This window comes from Myxococcus sp. CA039A (assembly GCF_013336645.1).
Taxonomy (GTDB): domain Bacteria; phylum Myxococcota; class Myxococcia; order Myxococcales; family Myxococcaceae; genus Myxococcus; species Myxococcus llanfairpwllgwyngyllgogerychwyrndrobwllllantysiliogogogochensis.
Genome location: NZ_JABUMQ010000203.1, coordinates 1 through 20,200 on the forward strand (window position 1 = coordinate 1; position 20,200 = coordinate 20,200).

At 69.5% G+C, this 20,200-nt stretch carries 13 protein-coding genes; 3 read left to right on the top strand and 10 right to left on the bottom strand.

What is annotated here, in order from left to right:
• A partial coding sequence (locus tag HR086_RS29415) for a cytochrome P450 (protein WP_174467288.1) occupies positions 1–1,407 on the bottom strand: 1,407 nt, incomplete at its 3' end.
• Between the two features lie 20 nt (positions 1,408–1,427).
• On the bottom strand, positions 1,428–3,455 hold the full coding sequence (locus tag HR086_RS29420) for a lipoxygenase family protein (RefSeq protein WP_174467289.1): 2,028 nt from the start codon (positions 3,453–3,455) through the stop codon (positions 1,428–1,430).
• Positions 3,456–3,669: 214 nt separating this feature from the next.
• Here HR086_RS29420 and HR086_RS29425 point away from each other — a divergent pair, with 214 nt between their 5' ends.
• Positions 3,670–5,739 carry a lipoxygenase family protein gene (locus tag HR086_RS29425; protein ID WP_254626512.1) on the top strand — a complete coding sequence of 690 codons (2,070 nt, stop codon included), beginning with the start codon at positions 3,670–3,672 and terminating at the stop codon, positions 5,737–5,739.
• A gap of 39 nt (positions 5,740–5,778) precedes the next feature.
• Here the strand turns inward: HR086_RS29425 and HR086_RS29430 are convergent, their stop codons facing one another.
• From HR086_RS29430 to HR086_RS29440, 3 genes are all read right to left on the bottom strand, one after another.
• Positions 5,779–8,130: a TonB-dependent receptor gene (locus HR086_RS29430; RefSeq protein ID WP_174467290.1), complete on the bottom strand. Its 2,352-nt coding sequence runs from the start codon at positions 8,128–8,130 to the stop codon at positions 5,779–5,781.
• Between the two features lie 387 nt (positions 8,131–8,517).
• Positions 8,518–10,491, bottom strand: coding sequence for a 2,3-oxidosqualene cyclase (locus tag HR086_RS29435; protein WP_174467291.1), 1,974 nt, complete (start codon positions 10,489–10,491; stop codon positions 8,518–8,520).
• Positions 10,488–11,534, bottom strand: a complete 1,047-nt coding sequence (locus tag HR086_RS29440; RefSeq protein WP_174467292.1) for a squalene/phytoene synthase family protein — start codon at positions 11,532–11,534, stop codon at positions 10,488–10,490. The genes HR086_RS29435 and HR086_RS29440 overlap by 4 nt, the downstream gene beginning before the upstream one ends.
• A 62-nt stretch (positions 11,535–11,596) precedes the next feature.
• Between HR086_RS29440 and HR086_RS29445 the strand changes: the two genes are divergently transcribed.
• Positions 11,597–13,003: an NAD(P)/FAD-dependent oxidoreductase gene (locus HR086_RS29445; protein WP_174467293.1), complete on the top strand. Its 1,407-nt coding sequence runs from the start codon at positions 11,597–11,599 to the stop codon at positions 13,001–13,003.
• On the opposite strand, the gene HR086_RS29450 is transcribed toward HR086_RS29445, so the two are convergent.
• The 4 genes from HR086_RS29450 to HR086_RS29465 form a co-directional block, all read right to left on the bottom strand.
• On the bottom strand, positions 12,946–14,145 hold the full coding sequence (locus tag HR086_RS29450) for a glycosyltransferase (RefSeq protein ID WP_174459265.1): 1,200 nt from the start codon (positions 14,143–14,145) through the stop codon (positions 12,946–12,948). The genes HR086_RS29445 and HR086_RS29450 overlap by 58 nt on opposite strands.
• Positions 14,142–16,397: an MMPL family transporter gene (locus HR086_RS29455; protein ID WP_174467294.1), complete on the bottom strand. Its 2,256-nt coding sequence runs from the start codon at positions 16,395–16,397 to the stop codon at positions 14,142–14,144. Before HR086_RS29455 ends, HR086_RS29450 begins: the two co-directional genes overlap by 4 nt.
• Positions 16,394–17,737, bottom strand: a complete 1,344-nt coding sequence (locus HR086_RS29460; RefSeq protein WP_174459263.1) for a hydroxymethylglutaryl-CoA reductase, degradative — start codon at positions 17,735–17,737, stop codon at positions 16,394–16,396. The genes HR086_RS29455 and HR086_RS29460 overlap by 4 nt, the downstream gene beginning before the upstream one ends.
• Before the next feature lie 184 nt (positions 17,738–17,921).
• Complete coding sequence (locus tag HR086_RS29465) at positions 17,922–18,521, bottom strand: DUF998 domain-containing protein (RefSeq protein ID WP_174467295.1); 600 nt, start codon at positions 18,519–18,521, stop codon at positions 17,922–17,924.
• Positions 18,522–18,630: 109 nt separating this feature from the next.
• Between HR086_RS29465 and HR086_RS29470 the strand changes: the two genes are divergently transcribed.
• Complete coding sequence (locus HR086_RS29470; RefSeq protein ID WP_174463286.1) at positions 18,631–19,014, top strand: VOC family protein; 384 nt, start codon at positions 18,631–18,633, stop codon at positions 19,012–19,014.
• 96 nt (positions 19,015–19,110) lie between these two features.
• Here HR086_RS29470 and HR086_RS29475 read toward each other — a convergent pair.
• The coding region (locus HR086_RS29475; RefSeq protein ID WP_174467296.1) for a PLP-dependent aminotransferase family protein at positions 19,111–20,200 on the bottom strand (1,090 nt) is incomplete at its 5' end.

Consider the following 20,200-nt stretch of genomic DNA (forward strand, 5'->3'; position numbering starts at 1 on the left):
GGCTCCCAGGGGAGGGTAGAGGGTTTGCCGCTCGCGCGGGACAAGCTTTCCGGTGACGCCCTTGGGAAGCACCACGCCGAAGAAGAAACCCTCCTCGAAGGGCTCCGTCGAATCGACGTGGACACGCACCCGGGCGCTGATGGTCGCCAGCGCCGTGCGCAGGAACACCATCGCGAAGTCTCCGGCCACACAGGCACGAGGGCCCCGGCCGAACGGGAAGAAGTAGTCGCTGCCCAGCGGGTCGTTCGCCGCGCCGCCGTTCAGCCAGCGCTCCGGGTCGAACGTCTCCGGGCTCGTCCAGTGCGTCGCGTCCCGGTGCAGGTGCTGGTTGGAGATCATCAGCGTCGTCTCCGGCGGCAGCATGACGCCCGCCAGCCGCGTCTCGGTGGACGGCGAGCGGCGCATGAGGACGCGGACGGCGGGGAGGATGCGCAGGGCCTCGTAGGCGACGGCCTCGCCCCAGGGCGCCCCGCCGAGCCGCTCGTGGTTCAGCGGTTCTTCCGCCAGCAGCGCGGACTCGAGCGCCAGTCGCTCCTCGGCGGCGGGGTGCTTCTGGAGCTGGTGGAAGGCTCCGACGAGCGTGGTGCTGGAGGAGAAGACGCCGCCGAAGAAGAACGAGCCGAGCAGGTTGGCATGCACCTGGTCATCCAGCTCCGGCATCTCCCGCAGCGTCCACGACATCAAATCCACCCGGTGCGCGGCCGGTGCCTGTCGTGCCGCGCGGATTCTGTCCGCGAACAGCCCGTAGAAGCGCTCCTTCGCCGCGGCGAAGCCCTTGGGGACCGAGACGAACCTCAGGGGCAGCTTCGCCTGGATGCGCGCATCCGCCGCGGCGGCCAGCAGCATGAAGTCGTCATACGCGGACGTGGGGAGCTTCTCGCCCACCGTGGCCACGCAGAACGAATCGAACGTCAGCTGGCGCAGCATGGGCGTCAGGTCGAGCGACGGCTGGTGGCGCACCGCCTCCACCGACTCGGCGATGGCTGCCCGCATCGGCTCCACCTGGGCCGCCTGCCACGCCGCCGTCCACGGCTGCGCCAGCGGGTCCATCCCGTGCTTGCGCTTCCAGTCCTCACCCTGCTGCGCGATGAACGGCGTGTCGTCCGTGGCGGAGTGGCGGATCTGCTCGCCGATGTTGCCCTTCTCGAACTCCAACCGGCGCGTCTCCAGCACCTCGCGGATGATGGCGGGGCCGTTGAGCACCAGCGCGGGGGAGGGCCCCAGCCACGCGACGGTGACGGGCCCGTAGGCGCGCGCATAGCGAGCGCACGTCTCCCACGGCTGCACGCCCAGGAAGTCCCCCAGGTTGCCCAGCAGGCCCGGCGTTGGCCCCGGGAGGCTGGCGAGCGGCTTGCGCCGGGCGCCGAAGAACAGGTTGAACAGGCCGCGAGAGAGCAGGTTCGGCACGAGGGAGCCTCCGGTGCTGCTCAGACGGTGATGCCGCAGGGAATCTTGTCGGGCTGCAGGACGGTGTAGGGCACGGCGACGCGCGCGTTGCGCGCCTTCACCACCGCCAGTTGCTCTCGCAGGCGCTGATGGAAGCGCTCGCGGATGGCCAACAGCTCGGGCTCCTGAAAGTACTCCTCGCGCCAGCCGAACTCGTGCAGCAGGTACTCCTCGTCTTCCCCGAAGCTGGAGAGCGCCCGGCCGATGGCGACCTGCCAGAGTGTCTGGGACTTGCTGGGAATCATGGCGGCGATGTCTTCCGCGCGCAGGACGCCTTTCTGACGGGGCGGCTCCTGACGCATGCACAGCGGCGCGTTGGGTACGAAGGCGTAGTGCTCGTATTGCAGGTAGTTGACCGCGGCGTGCTGGACGCTGACCGTGAAGATGACGGTGGTGAGCATGTCGACCAGGTCGTCCACGCGGCGCAGCTCCTGGCAGGGCAGCTTGTCCACGGGCAGTCCGTGCTCGGTGAGGTCCTTCCACCACTGTTGCATCTCGGTGTCGCCCTCGAGGTCGGCGTCGGTCCGGTAGAAGTGCCTGAGCACGCCGCCGACGTATTCCTCGAAAGCATCCCACAAGGGGAGGGCGTCGTCGCGGTAGGGGTAGCTGGGCAGGACGTCAGGGGACAGCACGCCTCGGCGCTCGAAGTCCTGCCGGGGCCTGTTGTCGGAGAGCTTCCAGCGCTGGTACCCCTTCTTGCCCAGCTGGAGGTGGCCCTTCTCCGGGCCGCCAGTGGCGATGAAGTCATCGAACACCCCGCCCTCGGCGAGCAGGCCCTTGCGTGCTCCCTCGTTGATGGCGAGCGTGTACCGGAAGTGCCGGCGCAGCAGCTTGTAGACGGGGTGCGGGTCCGGCAGGTTGCGCATCGTCACCATGACGAAGGGCTCCGCCACGAAGTGGGTGCGCAGCGCGTGGCTCACCATCTGGTGCGTGTTGCCCTCGCTGCAGCGGACGTAGATTTTCGCCGCGAGCCAGTCGTACTCGCCGTCGTTCGGTGTGAAGACGGGGTCCTTCCGCGCGTCGCGGCCCAGTTGGATGGCGATGGGGCGCAGCTGGCGGGAGTCGTCCAGGTACAACAGGCAGCGGGACGCCGGAGCCCACCTCCGCTCCTCGACGCCCTCCTCGTTGACCTTCCGGTACATGGGGATGTCGTCGAGGATTTCGAAGTCGAGCAGGAAGATGCGTCTGGCGTCGAGCGCGCGCGCCAGCGTGGTGCCGGGGGACAAGAGGCCGCGCAGGTCCTCATCCGTCAGCGGCATGTCCTGGGGCACGTTGGGGACGAGGGTGATGTGCATCGGGTTGATGCCCTGGACGGCCTGCCGCGCGAACTCGTAGTCGTCCTTCCACCTGGGGGCGAGCTGGGGCACTTCCAGCCCCTTGAAGAAGTCGAAGATGTCCACCAGCCCGTTCCACGCGTTGGTCAACATGGGCAGGTGCAGCTTGATGGACGCCAGCGTCTTGGCGATGACGACCTCGTAGCTTCCCTCCGTGAGTCCCCGGTACAGCTCGTCCTTGGGCAACGGCCGCGTCTCGCTCAAGTCGAGCGCGCCAGGAAGTCCCGCGGTGGCCTCGGCGGAACGCCAGGGATACATCCGCCGACGGTGCTCGAGCAGCTCGTGCCGCGCCGTCGCTTCCCGTGCGTGGCTCGCCTGTCGCGCGAGCTTCGCGGTGCCTTCGAGCACGTCCACCGTGGCGCCACCCCGCACCCACCGGAAGAAGGGAAAGCGCCACTGCCTCCCCTCCGCGGTGACGTGGGCCTGGTCCAGCAGCCAGTCCGCCGCGACGCCTCCGGTGTTGGTGAAGCGCAGCAGCACCAGCTCGCCCAGGTCCGTGGCCTGGACGGAGTAGACATCCTCCGCGCCCGCCTCGAAGTCATCGTGGAATCGCTTGTTCAGCGCGTGCGGGCCGCTCTCCCCATGCGTGCCCACCAGGGTGACGGAAATGTCTGCGTTCGTGCCCGCGCCCAGCTTCGCGCTCGTGCGAATCTTGAGCTTGTACTCGACAGTCATGGAACCCTCTACGGAACGGGGGCAGACCGTAGGACGGGGAAAGCGAGAGCTGCAAGCCATGCTACCCTCCCCACGGAATGAGGCAGGCGTCGCTCAGCGCACGGAATTCGCGAAGGTTCCAGTGGCCCTGTCATGAGTGAGGGACACCCGTGGAAGTGGGGCTGATGACAGACGGTGGCACTGGTGGGCTCGCGGCCTGGGGCAGGGGACGGGGATGATGTTCGCGGCGCTGCGCCGGTGGGTGGGCTCTCTCGGGTTCAGGGGACACGAGAGCGACCCGAACGAAGTGTTGGACGCGGAGGAGCTGGCGCGGTGGTACTCGGGGCTGAAGCTGGAGGAGCGGCTGGAGGTCAGTCGTCAGCTCGCACCTCGGGTCCGTGCGGGCCGCACCGTGCGGGACACCTCCACGTTGCCCGCGGTGGCGGTGGGACGTCTGGTTTTCGAGCAGGACGGGCCGGACGGCCCCATACCCTTGCATCACGTCAAGGTGGAGCTGTGGGACCGGGACTTCGGCGCGCCGGATGACTTTCTGGGGGAGGGTTTCACGGACCCGGACGGTGGGTTTTCGGTCCGCTACGACCCCGAGGACGCGGGCGTGGGAGACCTGCCCGATTTGGAGGTCCGCTTCTTCGAGCCGCAGCACACGTTCCGTCCGGATGGGCAGGTGGTGGAGACGTGGCGGCGCATCGGCTCCGAGCAGGGGCCGGATGACCACGGGGGCCTCCACTTCGACTTCGGCACGTTGCGGCTGCCGTACTGGGAATACGATTCGACGACGCCGCTCGCCCGCCTGCTCGTGACGGAGGAGGGGACAGCGCCCACGGCCTATGCGCCGGGCCGTGCGATTGCGATGTTGAAGGCCGTGGCGCCCGTGGAGCTCATCAAGCGAGGGCACCTGCTCCAGGGGAAGCTGGGACAGGCTCCCGCGCTGGAGAAGATTCAGGCGGACTATCCGGAGGCGCTGACGGTGCGGATGGAGCGCGAGTCGCCGGGCTCCACGCGCACGGATGCGTTCTTTGGAGAGCGGCTGCTCAACGGCATGTTCTCCAGCATCCTCGACAGGGACCCGGAGGTGCCGGGAGACGCGAAGGCGTTCCGGCTCTACTACCCGTGGAACGCGTACGAGCAGGACGGCGTGCACTGCCTGCCGGACGTGGACGTGCGGCTTCGGTTGGTGGAGGAGCGGCTGTTGCCGGTGCGCATCATCCTGGGCATGCGCGAGCCGGGCGCGACGGCTCCGGGCTCACCGGTGACGCGGCGGAGCTACACGCCCGCGGACGGTGAGGGCTGGGAGGCGGCGAAGCGGATGGCGCGGGTGAGCGCGACGCTGGACACGGAGCTGGGCAATCACCTGGGGCAGTGTCACTTCAACGTCGAGCAGTACGCCATCGCCGCGCATCGCAACCTGCGGCTCAGCCCGCTGCGGTGGTTGCTCATGCCGCACCTGCGCGAGGTGGTGCTCATCAATCGCTCCGCCGACGGGTTTCTCGTCGGGTCCACGGGCTACATCACGCGTGCGAGCGCGCTGGTGGAGCGGGCGGTGGAGTCGCGCCTCTTGCACCTGATGGGCAGCTACGACTGGAAGGGCTTCGAGCCCGCGCCGCCCATCTGCGAGGGACACCGCTACGCGCGCGCGGCGGGGCTGTTCTGGAAGCTGCTGGGTGAGCACGTGGACGCGTTCTTCGCGGAGCACGGCGCGGCGGTGGAGGCCGAGTGGCGCGAGGTTCGGCGCTTCTCGGACGACCTGGTGGCGCACTCCGCGCCGGCCTTCGTGTGTCGCTATCTCCGAGCGACGGTGCCGGGCAAGGCCGCGCCGTGGTTCGTGCGCTCCGAGCGCATGGACCTGGACGCGAAGACCGTGGAGCCCACGCCGAAGGCCGTCAGCGCCGTGACATGGACAGACGTCCCCCAACCTGGGGAGCTGGAGGCGCTCAAACGCCTGTGTCGCTATGTCATCTACTTCGCGACCTTCCGTCACGCGTGGGCCAACAATCTTCAGTGGGACGACGCGGGCGAGGTGTTGTACGCGTGTCTGGGTTTGCGGTGGGGAAAGGGCGGGGTGCTGTCGACGGAGGCGGACCTGGATGTCGCGCCCTCGCCCGAGGAGGCCACGGAGATGCTGTGGATTTCGTGGATGTTGTCCAAGACGAACTACGGCTTCCTCCTGGCGAACGAGGAGTCCGACGTGCACCCCCGGTTCGTGGAGTTGCTGCGCGCACACGCCGCCGAGTTCGCCGCGCTGGGCCTGGATGTCCGCACGGTCAGCTCGCGCATCAACATCTAACCGCCCCTGAGCAGCCCGCACGGATATGACCTGGCCGTATCAGAAGTCATAACGTGCCTGGAGGCGGACCTGCCGAGGCGGCTGATACTCGGCGGGGGCACCGAAGGCATCGGTCCGGGTGACGGCTTGGAAGTTGAAGACATTCAAGACATCCAAGCCGAGGGTGATTCGTCCGGTGTATTCAATCCAGTGCAAGAAGGTCGCGGACGCATCGACGGCGTGTACCCAGGGCAGGCGTGTCGGGGCCCCCTCCATCCACGCTCCCGACTCTCCGATGTAGCTCAGGCTCAGCGTGGGGCGCCACCTGTGGAGGGTGGGAAGGGCTCGGAGGACGTAGAGCTTGATGGAGTCGGGGCGGTCCGACACAGAGGCGTCGCGGAGGGTGGGCCAGCCGCCATCGAGCGTGCGCTGGGCGAACGGTGTTCGCACCCGGCCCGTGCCCTTCTCGGCCAGGCTTGACCGGGTATAGCTGAGATAGAAGCGGAGGTTCTCGAGCTCGTGCTCCTGCTGAAAGACCACGCTGAGGGCTTCGTAGCGGCGCTCCTTGGCGGGAGAGGCGGGGGTACGCAACAGCCCATCCATCGGAGCGTCGAGCTTGCGATGCAGGTACGTCACAGAGAGATGTGACAAGCCATGGGACAGGTGCTGCAACCCGAGGAGGAAGTCACGGGAGGTGGGCGAGACGAGCGCGGAGGGACTCTCCGCGGCGCGCTCCGCCAGGCTCAGCGGGAGCACGGACACCGTGGAGCCGTACCTCGCGAAGAGGCGCGAGCTGAACCACGGAAGCGGATCATCGAAGACGAGCTCCAGTCGGGGAGAAACCTGCTCGCCCAGATGCAAGGAGGTGCCGCCGTCCGACGGAAGAATGCGTTGCGCGTCGTAGCGAACGCCGACGTTGAGCTCCGGCGCATGGGAAAAGGGCGGCGCCCATGAGTCCTGGACATATGCGCCCAGGACGCTGCCGCGTGTCCTGACTTCGGGGCCCGGCATGGATGTTCCCGTGTCGAGCGGGGACGTCGCATGGGCATAGCGCAGGGCCTCCGCATCGATGCCAGCCTTCAGCCGATGGCTCCCCAACAGGGTGAGCCCATGCTCAACACGGACACTCGCCTGATAGCGGTCCGTGGAGAAGGAGGGGCTCGTCCTGGTGGAGTCCGTCGGCGGCGGCGCCCCCGGCTCATTGAGCAGGGCCTCCAGGTCGCCTTGCCGATGGAGCCACCCCACGCGCGCCTGGACCTGGGTCTCTCCGAGGCGGCCCGTGAACGCGAGGCTCGTCTTCGTGGTCGTGCTGTGGACGGAGGTCGGGCGTGACGCCTCGGAGGTTGCCGCGAGCGCAGGCGTCCACCGGGTGGGCGCGGTGATGAAGGTGAGATCCATGCTCCCGGGGAGGGCATGGGGATTGAGCGTCAATCTGGCGAGGGCCTGGACGCCGCGCGAATCCAGAAAGGGAGAGGTCGCCGAGCTGACACGCGAGCGACTCAGGATGGGGGCCACTCCCAGCAAGAGCGCCAGCCGCTTGGGGATGACGGGGCCCGTGAAGGTCCCTCCGAAGTCGCCGAGGTTCCCCAGCGACGTCGTGCGAGGCCTGTCGTCGCCCGCGCCAGGGGACGCGCGCGCTCCCTCCAGGACACCGGGTGCCCAGGACATGAAGGCGGAGCCCGAGAACTCGCGGAAGGCTGTCGGCGTGCTCGTCGCATCGATACGGGCTCCCGTGGCACCGCCGGACATCGCGTCCGTGCCGCTCCAGGAAAGGTCGATGCTGTCGAGGAAGCTGGAATGGAGGGGCAAGCTGTTGGTGCCGAACGCGGGGTCGACGGTCGACAAGCCATCCAGTCGATAGTCGGCTTCGCGCCCGGATGCGCCATGGAGCGAGAGGCCCGCGTTCGACACATGGGCTCCCGCGGCGAGTTCGAGGACGCTGTCGACCGAGCGAACGGTGTTGTCCTGCGCCCTGGCGCGGCGCTGGTTCTTGAGGTCCGGGAAGAAACGCCCGTTCACCTGGAAGTGGGTGGGGAGCGTGGTCTTGTGGAATCCCCACTCCAAGGTCTCAGCCTCGTCGGGACCTTCTACCAGGCGCACATCCATGCGGAGTGTCTGACCCTCCGCGAGCTGAATGTCTCGAATGGCGTTGCTGAAGGTCTCCTGCTTGTCGAAGGTCACGAAGAATGTGCCCGGAGGGAGGTCCTCCAGGCGGTATTCGCCGTGCTCGTCCGTGATGCCCGCTCGCAGATCTCCGGGGCCGAGCACCGCGGTGACGGTGACTCCCGCGACGGCGTCCCAGGGAGAGTCCGCGCGGGTCACCTTGCCAATCAGGTTTCCCCCGGCGAGAGCAGGCGCCCCGAACAACAAGCACCCGAGCACGAAGAGTCGGAGCGGCAGTTGTATGTTCACGCGTCATCCTCGAACGAAGGAGGGGGTGCGGAGGGGCCTGGGGAGTCTGGGGCCCGGTCACTCAAATCCGCGAGAAGGAGCGCGCGTGAAAACACCCTCGCCCCGCGCGACAGGTTGCACAGGCGGATGCACCAGCGGCAATGCATGACGGACGCCTCGGAAAAGGGGACGTCCCATCCTGCGAAGAGGCTCCACTGGCGTGCTGCACGGGAGTCTCCTCGCTTCATCATCGTTTCATCACGCGTGGAGGGCCCCCCGCGCGGCGGTCCTTCAGTCTTGTGAGGCTGAGCGCGAACCGGCCGCCGGAGCGTTCTGACGACGAGCGGCCTCTGTCGCCCTGGGATGGGCGATGAGGTTCTCGAGAGCGCCATCGGCGGAGTGGGTGGCCTACGGAGTCAGGCTGCTGGTCTCAGGGTAGAGGCGCGCGGCGCCCTCATGGAAGGGCGCGAGAACGCGGTGCTCCTCGCGTTCCGCCACGGACAGCGCCCACAGCGGGAAGACGCGCAGATAGGTGTCGTAGTGGATGGCGCAGGTGCGATTGAAGACGCCCGCCCGTGGCTCTGGTGGCCATCGGCCGTCACCGTCCTGTCGCGCGCGCAGCCACGACACTCCCCGGCGAGTGGCCTCCGATTCGCCCTCTCCGGCGGCCATGAGTGACAGCAGCGACCATGACGTCGTCACCGCGTGTCCCGTCGGCCCGTCCACCCAGCGACGCTCGCGACAGCTCTGGACGGTCTCACTCCAGGAGCCGTCCTCGCGCTGATGGTCTTCGAGGAAGCGGACCGCCCGGCGCAGCGCGGTGTCTCCAGCCCGGACGCCACCGGCCACGAGGCCCGTCACCGCGAACCACGTGCCATAGCTGAAGCACACTCCCCAAGCGCCCTCCCAGCTTCCGTCCGGCCGCTGCGTGCGACGAAGGAAGTCCACGCCTCGTGTGATGGCTCGACCCACAGGCGCCGAGGGGTGTGCCCGGCGCCACGCGATAAGGGCCTGGACACAGGCGGAGGTGCACTCCACGTAGCTTGCGTCCACCATGATGCCGGCGAACACGTCCGAGGGATTGAGCCGCTCCAGCCAGCGAGGGCCTCGCATGCGTTCATAGGTGGCCCAGCCGCCGTCGCGATTCTGGAGCGAGAGGATGAACTCCACGGCCTGCGCCAGTCGCTCGCGAGGCACGCGATTGAGCCCCAGCGGCTCCAGCAGCAGACATGCCTTCAGCGCCTCCGCGGTGCAGTCACTGATGGGCCAGCCATGGGCGCGCGTGCTGAAGGGCCATCCCCCCCGGCTCGGGTGTCGGTAGTTGCGCGCGGCGCGAGGCGAGTCTTCCAGCACCTGCTCGGACTCGAGGAAGCGCGCGGCTCGCGCGAGGGTGTCCCGTGCTTGCGCGTCACCCGACGCCACCAGCGCCTGGACCGCGAACGCGGTGTCCCAGAGCTGCGAGGAGTTGTAGCCATTGAACGTCACGCCTTCCTTCGTGCGCTGGAGGTAGTCCGGCAGTTGCTCCAGGTGGGCGCGCACCTCGGGTCCATCGGGGCGGGCGATGTGCCAGACCACGGCGTTGAGCACCTTGTTGATGGGCCCGATGCAGATGGAGTGCGTGGCCTCGTCCTCCCCGCGAATCAACTCCAGTGACTCCTCCATCGCGCGGGCGCGGAGCCGCCTGGAATGAAACCGCTCATGAATCCCGAGCACGCGGTTCACGGCGCGCAGCCACGCACTGCGCGGAGTGTAGGAATCGGTGACGGCCACCCTGTTGCGCGCCGCCTTCCAGTCCACGTCCGCATAGGGCAGGGGATACAGCTCGCGACGCAGCTCGGCCAGCAGGGGCGTCTCCGTGGCGCGCGCCCGACGGCCATAGAGCCAGCCCATGGGCAGGTACACCATGCGGCAGTGGCACCACAGCCGCGATGGATGGAACGGCAGCGCGCGCGGCAGCAACCACAGCTCCGGCGGCGTGGGGGCAAGCCCGTCGTATTCGTAGAGGCCCAACAGCGCGAGGATGAACTTGCCCCAGGAGCCGCTGCCCAGCGGCCCACCGCGAGGGAGGAACCAGTCCCGCGCGCGCAAGAGGCCCGGGTCATCGGCGTCGATGCCCAACAGCCGCAGCGTCACGTAGTTGAGCACCGTCGTGAAGACGAAGCTCGGTGACTCCACGTCCAGTCCCCAGCCTCCGTCCGCGTTCTGGTGATGGCGAAGGTAGGTGAGCAATCCCTCGCGGGTGCGCGTGTCCGGGGCACGGCCCATCACATACAGCCCGGCCACATACACCGGGCTCAAGAAGAGAGGCCCGCTGTAGTCTCCCTTCCAGGAGCCGTCCGCCTCCTGGGTCCGGGCAAGCACGTCGCGGGCCCGCTGAATCATCTCACCGCCTCCACCCCCTGAGCGGCTTGCGAGCAGTCCACGTAGAGCGCTCGCAGCGCGGAATCCGACGCCACTCGCTCCTGCGTGAGCAGCATCAGCGTGCGCACCGCATCCCGACCGAGCTTCACCGGCGTGGGGTCGAACACCGCGGGATTTCCCTCCACCACGTTGAGCGTCAGCACCGCGAAGAAGAGGGGATAGAGACAGAACAGCCGGAGGCCGGGCTCCTCGGGCGGAATCGCCAGGGAGTACTCGAGCGCTTCATCCAGCTCGCCGCGCGCCACCGCCACCAGCTCCGAGTGCAGCGCCATCGCTCGCGCGCGGTGGCTCGGCAGCGCGAGCGTGGCGGGCTCCAGTCCGTATGCCGCCATCCGGTCCAGCGGCAGCCAGCACCTTCCGAGGTCCAGGTCCTCGCGCACGTCCTTCAAGATGTTGGTGAGCTGCAGGGCCCTGCCGAACGCGGTGGCCCTCGGTTCGAGCAGGGCCTGACGTGGCGGCGTGACGAGCGGCGAGTAAGCGATGAAGAGTCCGGTCAGCATCTCGCCCACGACTCCCGCCACGCAGTAGCAATAAGCGAAGCTCGCCTGGAGGTCGGGCAACCCCACGACAGGCCCGTCGCCTCCGTACCTCCGCTGAATCTGGTTCATCCCGTCGGTCATGATGCGCACACACCGCGCGACGTGGGGATGGACCCAGGAGGGGAGCGAGGCCAGGGTCTTCAGCACCGTGGACGTCCCCGCGACCAATTCGACTTCCGCCTCGGGGGCGGACGCTCGCAGCGCGGCACCTGCCCGGCGGGCAAAGGCCTGAGCGCGGCCTTCCCAACCCGGCTTCAGCTCCACGAGGCTCGCCAGCTCCTCGAACAGCGCCTCCTGGAACGGCAGGCGGGCTTCATCCTCCAGCGTGTCCGCGATGCGGCACAGCAGGTAGGCCACCGTGACGGCGAGGTCCAGGGGCTCGGGCAGCAAGGGGATGTTCAGCGCGAACGTCCGGGAGACCCGGGGTAGCACCGTTCGGCAGAACGACTCTTCCAGAGCAACCATGGCTTCCTCCACTGCGTCATGTCGTGTCCATGACTAGTTGTTGCGTCATGGGGGTGGCGTGCGTGCGGAACGTCGACGTGGTGATTGCGGGGGGCGGCCCCGCGGGGTGCGCGGTGGCGGCGGCGCTCGCCGAGCTGGGCCTGTCCGTCCTGCTGGTCGACGCGGGCGTGGACCGCCACAAGCAACTCTCCGGCGAGCTGCTCCACCCCACCGGGGTGCGTGACTTGCGCAGTCTCGGCTTCGGTGACGTCGTGGACGCGTGGACCTCGCAACCCGTGCGAGGCTTCGCGGTCCTCTTCTCCGCGCCCGAGCGCACCGTCGTCCTTCCCTATGGACACGGCGCCACCGGGGTGTCGCTGGAGCACGCCACGCTCACCGTTCCCCTGTTGGAGGCGGTGGCCCGGCGTCCTGGCGTCACCCTTCAGGCCCACTCTCGCGTGACGGCCGTGGAGCAGAACGACGCGCGCGGCGTGCGCCTTCGCTTCTCCCACGACGGTGTCGAGCACACGGTGCGCGCCCGACTGCTGGTGGCCGCGGACGGACGCGCGTCGCCCGTCCGGAGGATGCTGGGCATCGCCGAGCGCTTCACGCGCATTTCCACCATGCTGGGCGTCACGGTGGACAGCGCCTGTCTGCCCCACCCCGACCATGGACATCAGTTCGTCGGCGGCTCCGTCTACGCGCTGGCCTACGCCATCCAGCCCGGTGTGGCGCGGGTGATGGTGGACCTTCCCTTGGGCAGCACCGCGGCGACGTTGAAGGCCCAGCCGGAGCTGCTGCGCACGCTGCCCCCCGCGCTGCGCTCGGAGATTCTCCAGTCGCTGAAGGGGCCACTGGCACCGCGCATGGCGTCCAACGACGACCGGCTCGCGGAGACGGTGCGGAGGGGGAGCGCCGTGCTGGTGGGCGACGCCGCTTCGTGTTGCCATCCCCTCACCGGCAGCGGCATGGCCTCGTGCTTCCACGATGCGCGCGCGCTCCAGGATGCGATGCGCCGCCACCCGGAGGACCTCCCTCGCGCGCTCGAACGCTATGCACGGGAGCGGCGGCCGGCCCAGCGCACCCGTGTCGCGCTGGCCTCCGCGCTCTACGACGCCTGCGCCGGCCAGGACGAAGGCATGCGCGCGTTGCGCCTGGGATTGCTGCACTACTGGGAGCACAGCCCGAGGGGCGCCAGCACCTCCATGGCCCTGCTCGCCTCCGAGGAGTCGCGCATGCGGGTGATGGCGCGCGAGTACCTGTGCGTCGTCGGCCATGGCCTGGTGGCGATGCGCTCGTCGCGCCGTCAGGGGGGCCGCCTCCGAGCCACCGTGCCGTTGCTGCGCTCGGTCGGACCGCCCCTGAGGGATGCCGTGGCGAGCACAGTGGAGCAGGTGGGGAGCTGGTGGCATCGCCGCGTCCGCCGTCCCGTCTACACGCTGGCCCGCTCGGGCTGGGTGTCACCCAGGCGCGCCTTCGCATCCAACTGATAGCTCCGGCCTCGCCAGTCCACCTCGCGCGACAGCCGCGCGGACAGCGCCACGCCCGCGCCCAGTAACGGCAGCACCGCGGGCACCCAGTAATGCCGAGGGGCGATTCGCGGCCCGTTGAAGGCCCGCTGGAGCCGCAGTTGGCTCCACACGGAGAAGCCAATCGGCAGTGACGCCAGGGCCGCATGTCCCCAGGCCCGTCGCGTGACGGCCGCCGCCAGTCCTCCCCACGCGAGCCAGCCCATCACACCGCGTATCCAGTTGGGGCGCGCGAAGTTCCAGGGCAGGCCCGCTTCCGAGAAGAGGACCCAGCGCCGGAAGATGCGCAGGAACTCGCGCAGCTCCAGTTGTCCCGTGACGATGCGCAGGGGCGCATGGATGACGCGGTTCTTCCACCCGACCTCGTGCAGCTTGCGCCCCAGGTACATGTCATCCACGAACTGACCGGCGGCACACCCCACGCCGCCGATGGCCTCGAGTGCTTCGCGGCGGAACACCATCAACTGCCCCATGATGAAGGGCAGCGCGCCGTCAGGCCCCGCCGCGCGCGCGACCGACGAGCCGTACCAGGCATTCACCAGGAGCCCATAACCCACGTCCCCCGCGAGGGGCTCCTCCGCCGCCGCGTAGATGGGAGCGAACGTCGCGCCCGTCAGTGCATCCTCCAGCAGCGCGCCCACCAGCGCCGTGAGCACGCCGGGCGCGGGCCGCGTATCCGAATCACTGAAGGCCAGCAGCGTGCCCCGCGCGCGCGCCACGCCCATCTGCATGGCGTTGAGTTTTCCCGTCAGTCCGGGGGGCGGCTCTCCCGCCACGAGCAGCTCCACCCGCTTCGCGCCCGTCGGGTAGGTGGCGAGCTCCTCCCGGGTGACGGCGAACGCCGGGTCCTCCTCGCTGTCGAAAACGAAGAGCACCTCCCACTCACCGGGGTAGTCCAAATCCAGCAGCGCGCGGACGTTCTGCCGCGCCTCCACATCCAGTCCCCGGATGGGACGAATGATTGTCACCGAGGGCGGCTCGAACTTCCTCGGGGACGGGGCTGGACGCCGTCGCAGGCCGGCCATCAATCCCCGATGCCCGTGGACCAGCACACCCAGCGCCGCCGCTCCCGCCGCGACCCACGCCATGTCTCGCGTGTTCATGGCCTCACCTCCGTCCCCTCGCTCCGCGCATGCGGATGCCCATGGTGGCCAGGCCCCCACCAGTTCAGGTCCCCCATCAGCCGCATCATCGCGGGGACGATGAGCACCCGGACCAGCGTGGCATCCAGCGCCACGGCGATGGCCATGCCCAGCCCCATCGCCTTCACCACCACCACCGACGCCAACGCGAAGGCCGCGAAGACAGCCACCATGATGGCCGCCGCGCTGGTGATGAGCCCGCCGGTCTGCTCCAGCCCCTCCGCGACCGCGTGGGTGTTGTCACCCGTGCGCAGCCACTCCTCTCGGATGCGGCTGAGCAAAAGCACCTCGTAGTCCATGGACAGGCCGAACAAGGCGCAGAACAACAGGATGGGAAGGGACGGTTCGATGGGCCCGGGCTCGAAGCGCAAGAACTGGTGCAGGTGCCCCTCCTGGAAGATCCAGACCAGGGCCCCGAACGAGCCCGCCAGCGACAGCAGGTTCATCAACAGGGCCTTCAGGGGCAGCACCACCGAGCGCAGGAGCACGAAGAGGACGATGCACGTCATCCCCATCACGAAGCCCAAGGCCGCTGGCGTGTGATGCCGCACGAAGGCCGTCGCGTCCACGTCGGTGGCCGTCTGCCCGCCCACGAGCAGTCGTCCCTCTCCCACCGAGCGGTCCGCGCGCAGCGCCTTGACCAGCTCCCGCGCCTCACGACTGCTGGGGGGCGCGGACGTCAGCACCTGCAGCACCGCCACGTTGCCCGTGAGGTACGCATCCCGCGCGACGCGCAACTCCGGGGGCAACATCTCCGCGGGCGCGGCGGCCAGCTGTTGATAGGCGGCCTTGTCCATGCCGGGCGACAGGTCCACCGCGCTCTCCACGCCCACGACTCCAGGCAGCGACGCGAACCGTCGGCTCGCGTCGTAGAGGGCGGAGGCCCGCTGCGGTGTGAACGGGTCGCCCGATGGAAACTCCACCGCCACCAGCACCCGTGTCGCGGCCTCGCGTGGGAACAGCCGGGCCAGCGTCTCCGCGCCCTGGCGGGCTTCCGTGTCGGGAGGCAGCGCGGTGATGTCCGTGGCCGCCAACTCCAGGCGCCGGAACGGCAGCCCCATGGCCAACAGGAGCGCGAGCGTGGGCAGCAGCACGAGCCAGGGATGTTTCATCACCCACGTGGCCAGCGCGTGCCACATGCCACCGCGTCCCGTGGAACGGCCGAAGGGCAGCCGTCCCTTGTCCACCCTCGGCCCCAGCCAGGAGAGCAGCGCGGGCAGGACGGTGAGCGCGAAGAGCACCGCGAAGGCCACGACGAGCGCGCCGCCCAGACCCATGGCGCTCAGGTACGAGCCGCGAAAGAAGAGCAGGCCCGCCAGTCCCACCGTGACGGCCAGTCCGGAGAACGCCACCGCGCGTCCCGCGGTGTCCAGGGTGCGCGTCAGCGCCTGCTCCGTCGTCAGTCCTTGCGCGAGCTCGCCTCGGAAGCGGCTCACGATGAAGAGCGAGTAGTCGATGGCCACGCCCAAACCGATGAGCGAGACGACGTTGAGCGTGTACTGCGCCATGTTGGTGACGCGCGAGAGCAGCAGTACGCCCGCCACGCCACAGAGGACGGCGAGCCCGCCCACCACCAGTGGCAGCATGGCGGCCACCACCGTCCGGAACACCCACAGCAACACCAGCAGCGCCAGCGGGAAGGAGATGAGCTCCGCGCGCAGCAGGTCATGCTCCAACAACTGGTTGAGCGCGGCGAGGAAGGCCACCTTGCCGGTCAGCGTCGTGTCGAGGCGCGGGTCCTCCACGGCGGCGCGCACGGCGGGGAACGCGGCGGTGGCCTCGCGCTCGCCACCCTTGAGCCGCACCAGGGCCAGCAGGTCGTGGCCCGTGCGCGACACGAAGCGGGCGCGCAACGCCGGCGGGGCGCCCACCGGTGACACCACCGATTCGACCTCGGGCAGGCGCTGCACGCGCGTAAGGACGTCCGTAACGGCCTTCGTGAAGCGTGGCTCGTCCACCGTCCAGGTGTCGTGGTGGAAGATGACCGCCAGCGTCTGGTCCGTCGAACCCGCGGCGGCGGGCCGGGCCAGCGCCTCCGCCTTCGCGGCTTCGATGCCGTCGATGGTGCCGGTGGTGAGGTGCCCTCCCTGGAGTAGCACCCAGATGGCCAGGGCCAGGAACACGACGGCGCCCCCCAACACCCGGCTCCGGTGCCGATGCACACCGCTGGCGAGCCGGGCGAACAGGGTGGGTGACGCTGTCGCGTCGCTCATGGCGCGGGGACTTCCTGGAACGATGCGAGGATTTCGCGCGCCGTATCCACCTTGACGCTGCCGCGCTCCACCAGCAGCCGCGCCACCTTCTCCACGTCCACGCCGCGCGCGCCCGCTGTCACCGCGACGCACCGGGCATGCAGCGCCATGTGCCCCTTCTGGATGCCCACCGAGCCCAGCGCGCGCACCGCCGCGAAGTTCTGCGCCAGCCCCACCGCCGCGAACACCATGGCCAGCTCTCGCACATTGGTGACGCGCAGGAGCTTGAGCCCGAGCTGCGCGCCGGGGTGCACCTTGATGGGTCCGCCCACCATGCCCAGCGCGAGCGGCAACTCGATGCGGCCCACCAGGTGGCCCTGCTCCAGCGTCCAGCGGGACAGCGGCCCGTAGCGGCCCCCTCGGCACGCATAGGCATGCGCGCCCGCTTCGATGGCCCGCCAGTCCTGGCCCGTGGCGATGGCCACCGCATCAATCCCGTTCATCACGCCCTTGTTGTGTGTCGCCGCGCGGTAGGGGTCCGCCTCCGCGAAGCGGCTCGCCTGGAGGATGCCCTCGGCGATGTCCTCACCCGGCAGGCCGAAGTCCGCCAGCGCCGCCAGCGGGATGCGACAGGAGGCCCGCGCCAGTCGCTGGTCGGCGAGGTTGGACAGGATGCGCACGAAGACGCGGCCGCCGGTGAGCTGCTCGATGAGCGGCGCGACACCCTCCGCCATGGTGTTGATGAGGTTTGCGCCCATGGCCTCCTTCGTGTCGACCAGCAGGTGGACGATGAAGAGCGGCTCGCCCTGGGGCCCTTCGGGCGCGGGGAGGATGCGCACCTGTACGTCGCGCGCGCCGCCGCCTCGCCGCTCGAGCGCGGGGTGGAAGCTGTTGGCGAGGGCGAGCAGGTGCTCCCGCCCCGCCAGCAGCCGCGAGCGAGCGACCTCGGGCGTGCCGTAGCGGGTGAGCTGCACCTGGCCAATCATCATCGAGGCGTCCGCGTCGGCGGTGAACCCACCGGCCTCACGCACCACCTTCGCGGCGAAGGACACCGCGGCGACGACGGATGGCTCCTCCACGGCCATGGGCACCAGGTGGTCGCGCCCGTTGACGGTGAGGTTCAGCCCCAGGCCCAGCGGCAGGGCGAACACGCCCACCGCGTTTTCGATCATCTGGTTGACGACGTCGAAGGTCGGCGCGCCCAGCGCCCTGAGCACCTGCAGCTCCTCCGGTGAGACATCTCCGCGCAATGCCAGTTCCCGCCAGCGCTCATCCACGGTGCGGCGGTGGAAACCTGGCAGGCGAGAGGACAGTGTGCCCGGTTGGACTTGCGGCAATCCCTCGTCCACCACTTCCGACATAGACGCCCCCCATTGCTCTGCCCGTCAATCACCATGGGAACTGGTGATGACCGACGGCGTTGGGCAGGGGCCCTGGGGCTTTCGGACGTCGTGAGGTCCAGGAGCGGACGGCGTGGCCCGCGTCTGTGGACACCTGGGCCTTTGCGTCGCGTGCCTGCCCCTCCCTCGGGTGCGAGCGTCGTGCTCAGTGGGCGAGCATCAGCCACGCGCCCACGAGCAGCATCCATCCGAACACGAGCGACTCCACCGTTCGCTGGATGAGTCCGCGCACGGGAGACTCGAAGGACAGCGCGACCATTCCGAGCAGGACGAGCTTGCCCACCGCGCCCGTCAGCGTGGAGAGCGACGCCAGCGCGGGCAGGTCCTCGAACACGCGCTGCAGTTCGATGAGGCCGCCGCCCGCGCCGAAGTAGCCCAGCCCGGCGACCAGGTTGTGCATCTGATTCTTCCAGGTGCCCCAGAACGGCGCGCCCTCGTCGCAGGGGAACACCGCCGCGCCCACGTAGCTGACGCCCAGCAGCGACAGCAGCGCGAGCCCGGTGATGACGTCTCCCTCCGGCGTGAGCCGCGTGTTGAGCACGGCGGAGAAGCCCATGACGGCGAGCCCCGCGGGCGCGAAGCCGAGCCACGCCACTCGCTTCGCCTCGGGAGCCCCCGACGCGCCCAGCTCGCTGATGGTGTGGCGCAGGTGGCTGTAGCCGGGACGCCGACGCGCGAACCACCACGGCGGCAGGGCGGTAAGCGTCGTGGCGAGCAGGGCTGCGAAGAAGACCCCAGGGTTCATGCGCTTATTCCAAGGGGGCAAGGGGCCCGGAGAAAGGGGATTCGATGGGGGTAGCCCCGCGCCCGGGGCGTCGTCAGATTGCAGGGGCTTACGCCATGAGGAGGGCGTCATGTCGCATCGCAGCCGACTCTCGGGCTTCATCATCGATTGTGAGACCGGGGACATGCGGTCCGCCGCCACCTTCTGGGGGCAGGCGCTGGGCCTCCGGGTGGGCGAGCACGAAGTCGAGGGTGGAGCCGAATACGTGGGCCTCCAGGACACTCCAATGGGGCTGCACGCCGCGCTGCAGAAGGTCTCCCACCCTTCGCGCATCCACCTGGACATCGAGGCGGACGACCAGGACGCGGAGGCCGCGCGCCTTGAGGCGCTGGGCGCCCGGCGCATCGGCTGGGTGAAGCGCTGGTGGGTGATGGAGGCGCCCACGGGCCATCGCTTCTGCATCGTGAAGATGAACAACCCGGACCAGGGGCCGCCACCCACCGTCTGGGGCTGAGTCCCGTCGCGGTGAGCCTCGGACTCAGAGCGCCGCGGCGACACAGAGTGGCACGGCCGGGCGCGACTCGCGTCCCGTCGCGGTGGGCCTCGGGGCTCAGAGCGCTCCGGCCACACTGGCGCGCAGGCGGCGGAGCCCCTCGTCGATGCCGTCCGCCGTGAGCGCGCCGTAGCCCAGCACCCAGCCATGGCGCGTCGGCGCGCCGGCGAAGTACGGGGAGAGCGCCTCCACGCCGACACCCGCGGCGCGCGCCTGCCCGGTGAGCGCCTTCTCCAGCCGAGCGCCACCCCGCGCGAAGGTCGCGCACAGGTGCAGGCCCGCGACGGAGGGCAGCAGGCGGAGCCCGGAGCCAAAGTGGCGCGTGAGCCCTTCGGTGAGTCGCGCGTGCCGGTGCTCGTACTCGCGCCTCGTCTTGCGCAGGTGACGGGCCAGCAGGCCGGTGTCGATGAAGCGCGCGAGGACCGCCTGAGCGGGGAGCTGGCTGTGGCTGTCCGCCACCTGCTTCGCCAGCCGAAGCTCCCGCTGGAGTGACGGCGGCGCGACGAGGAATCCCAGGCGCAGCCCGGGGAGCAGCACCTTGGAGAACGAGCCGACGTAGAGGACGCGCCCGGAGCGGTCCAGGCCATGGAGCGTCTCGAGCGGCCTGCCGCCGAAGCGGAACTCGCTGTCGTAGTCGTCCTCGATGACCACCGCGTCGCGCTGGCGGGCCCAGTCGAGCAGCGCGAGTCTTCGCGCCGGTGACATCACGATGCCGAGCGGAAACTGGTGGGACGGCGTGACGTAGACGAGGCGCGCGTCGTCCGGCAGCGCGCTCACGTCGAGTCCTTCCGCGTCGACGGGAACGGGCACGACGCGCGCACCCAGCGACTGGAACAGGAGGCGCGCGGGTGGGTAGCCCGGCTCCTCGACGGCGACACAGTCTCCGGGCTCCAGCAGGACGCGCCCGATGAGGTCGAGCGCCTGCTGGGCACCGTGGGTGATGAGCACGTCCGTGGCGTCGGCGCGCACGCCTCGGGACACGCCGATGTGGCGCGCCACGGCCTCCCGCAGCTCGGGCTGTCCGGACGGGTCCATGTAGGCCGCCGTCATCGCCGAGGCGCGCAACTGCCTCGCCATCAATCGGCGCCAGGTCTCGAACGGAAACAGCGCGGCGTCCGGGATGCCGACGCGGAAGTCATGGCGCGCG

Excerpts from the sequence above, each read along its gene's own strand:
- HR086_RS29450 (WP_174459265.1), bottom strand. The coding sequence starts at position 14,145 with ATGAACACGCGAGACATGGCGTGGGTCGCGGCGGGAGCGGCGGCGCTG.
- HR086_RS29440 (WP_174467292.1), bottom strand. The coding sequence starts at position 11,534 with ATGGTTGCTCTGGAAGAGTCGTTCTGCCGAACGGTGCTACCCCGGGTC.
- HR086_RS29470 (WP_174463286.1), top strand. The coding sequence starts at position 18,631 with ATGTCGCATCGCAGCCGACTCTCGGGCTTCATCATCGATTGTGAGACC.
- HR086_RS29435 (WP_174467291.1), bottom strand. The coding sequence starts at position 10,491 with ATGATTCAGCGGGCCCGCGACGTGCTTGCCCGGACCCAGGAGGCGGAC.
- HR086_RS29455 (WP_174467294.1), bottom strand. The coding sequence starts at position 16,397 with ATGAGCGACGCGACAGCGTCACCCACCCTGTTCGCCCGGCTCGCCAGC.
- HR086_RS29460 (WP_174459263.1), bottom strand. The coding sequence starts at position 17,737 with ATGTCGGAAGTGGTGGACGAGGGATTGCCGCAAGTCCAACCGGGCACA.
- HR086_RS29465 (WP_174467295.1), bottom strand. The coding sequence starts at position 18,521 with ATGAACCCTGGGGTCTTCTTCGCAGCCCTGCTCGCCACGACGCTTACC.
- HR086_RS29425 (WP_254626512.1), top strand. The coding sequence starts at position 3,670 with ATGATGTTCGCGGCGCTGCGCCGGTGGGTGGGCTCTCTCGGGTTCAGG.
- HR086_RS29420 (WP_174467289.1), bottom strand. The coding sequence starts at position 3,455 with ATGACTGTCGAGTACAAGCTCAAGATTCGCACGAGCGCGAAGCTGGGC.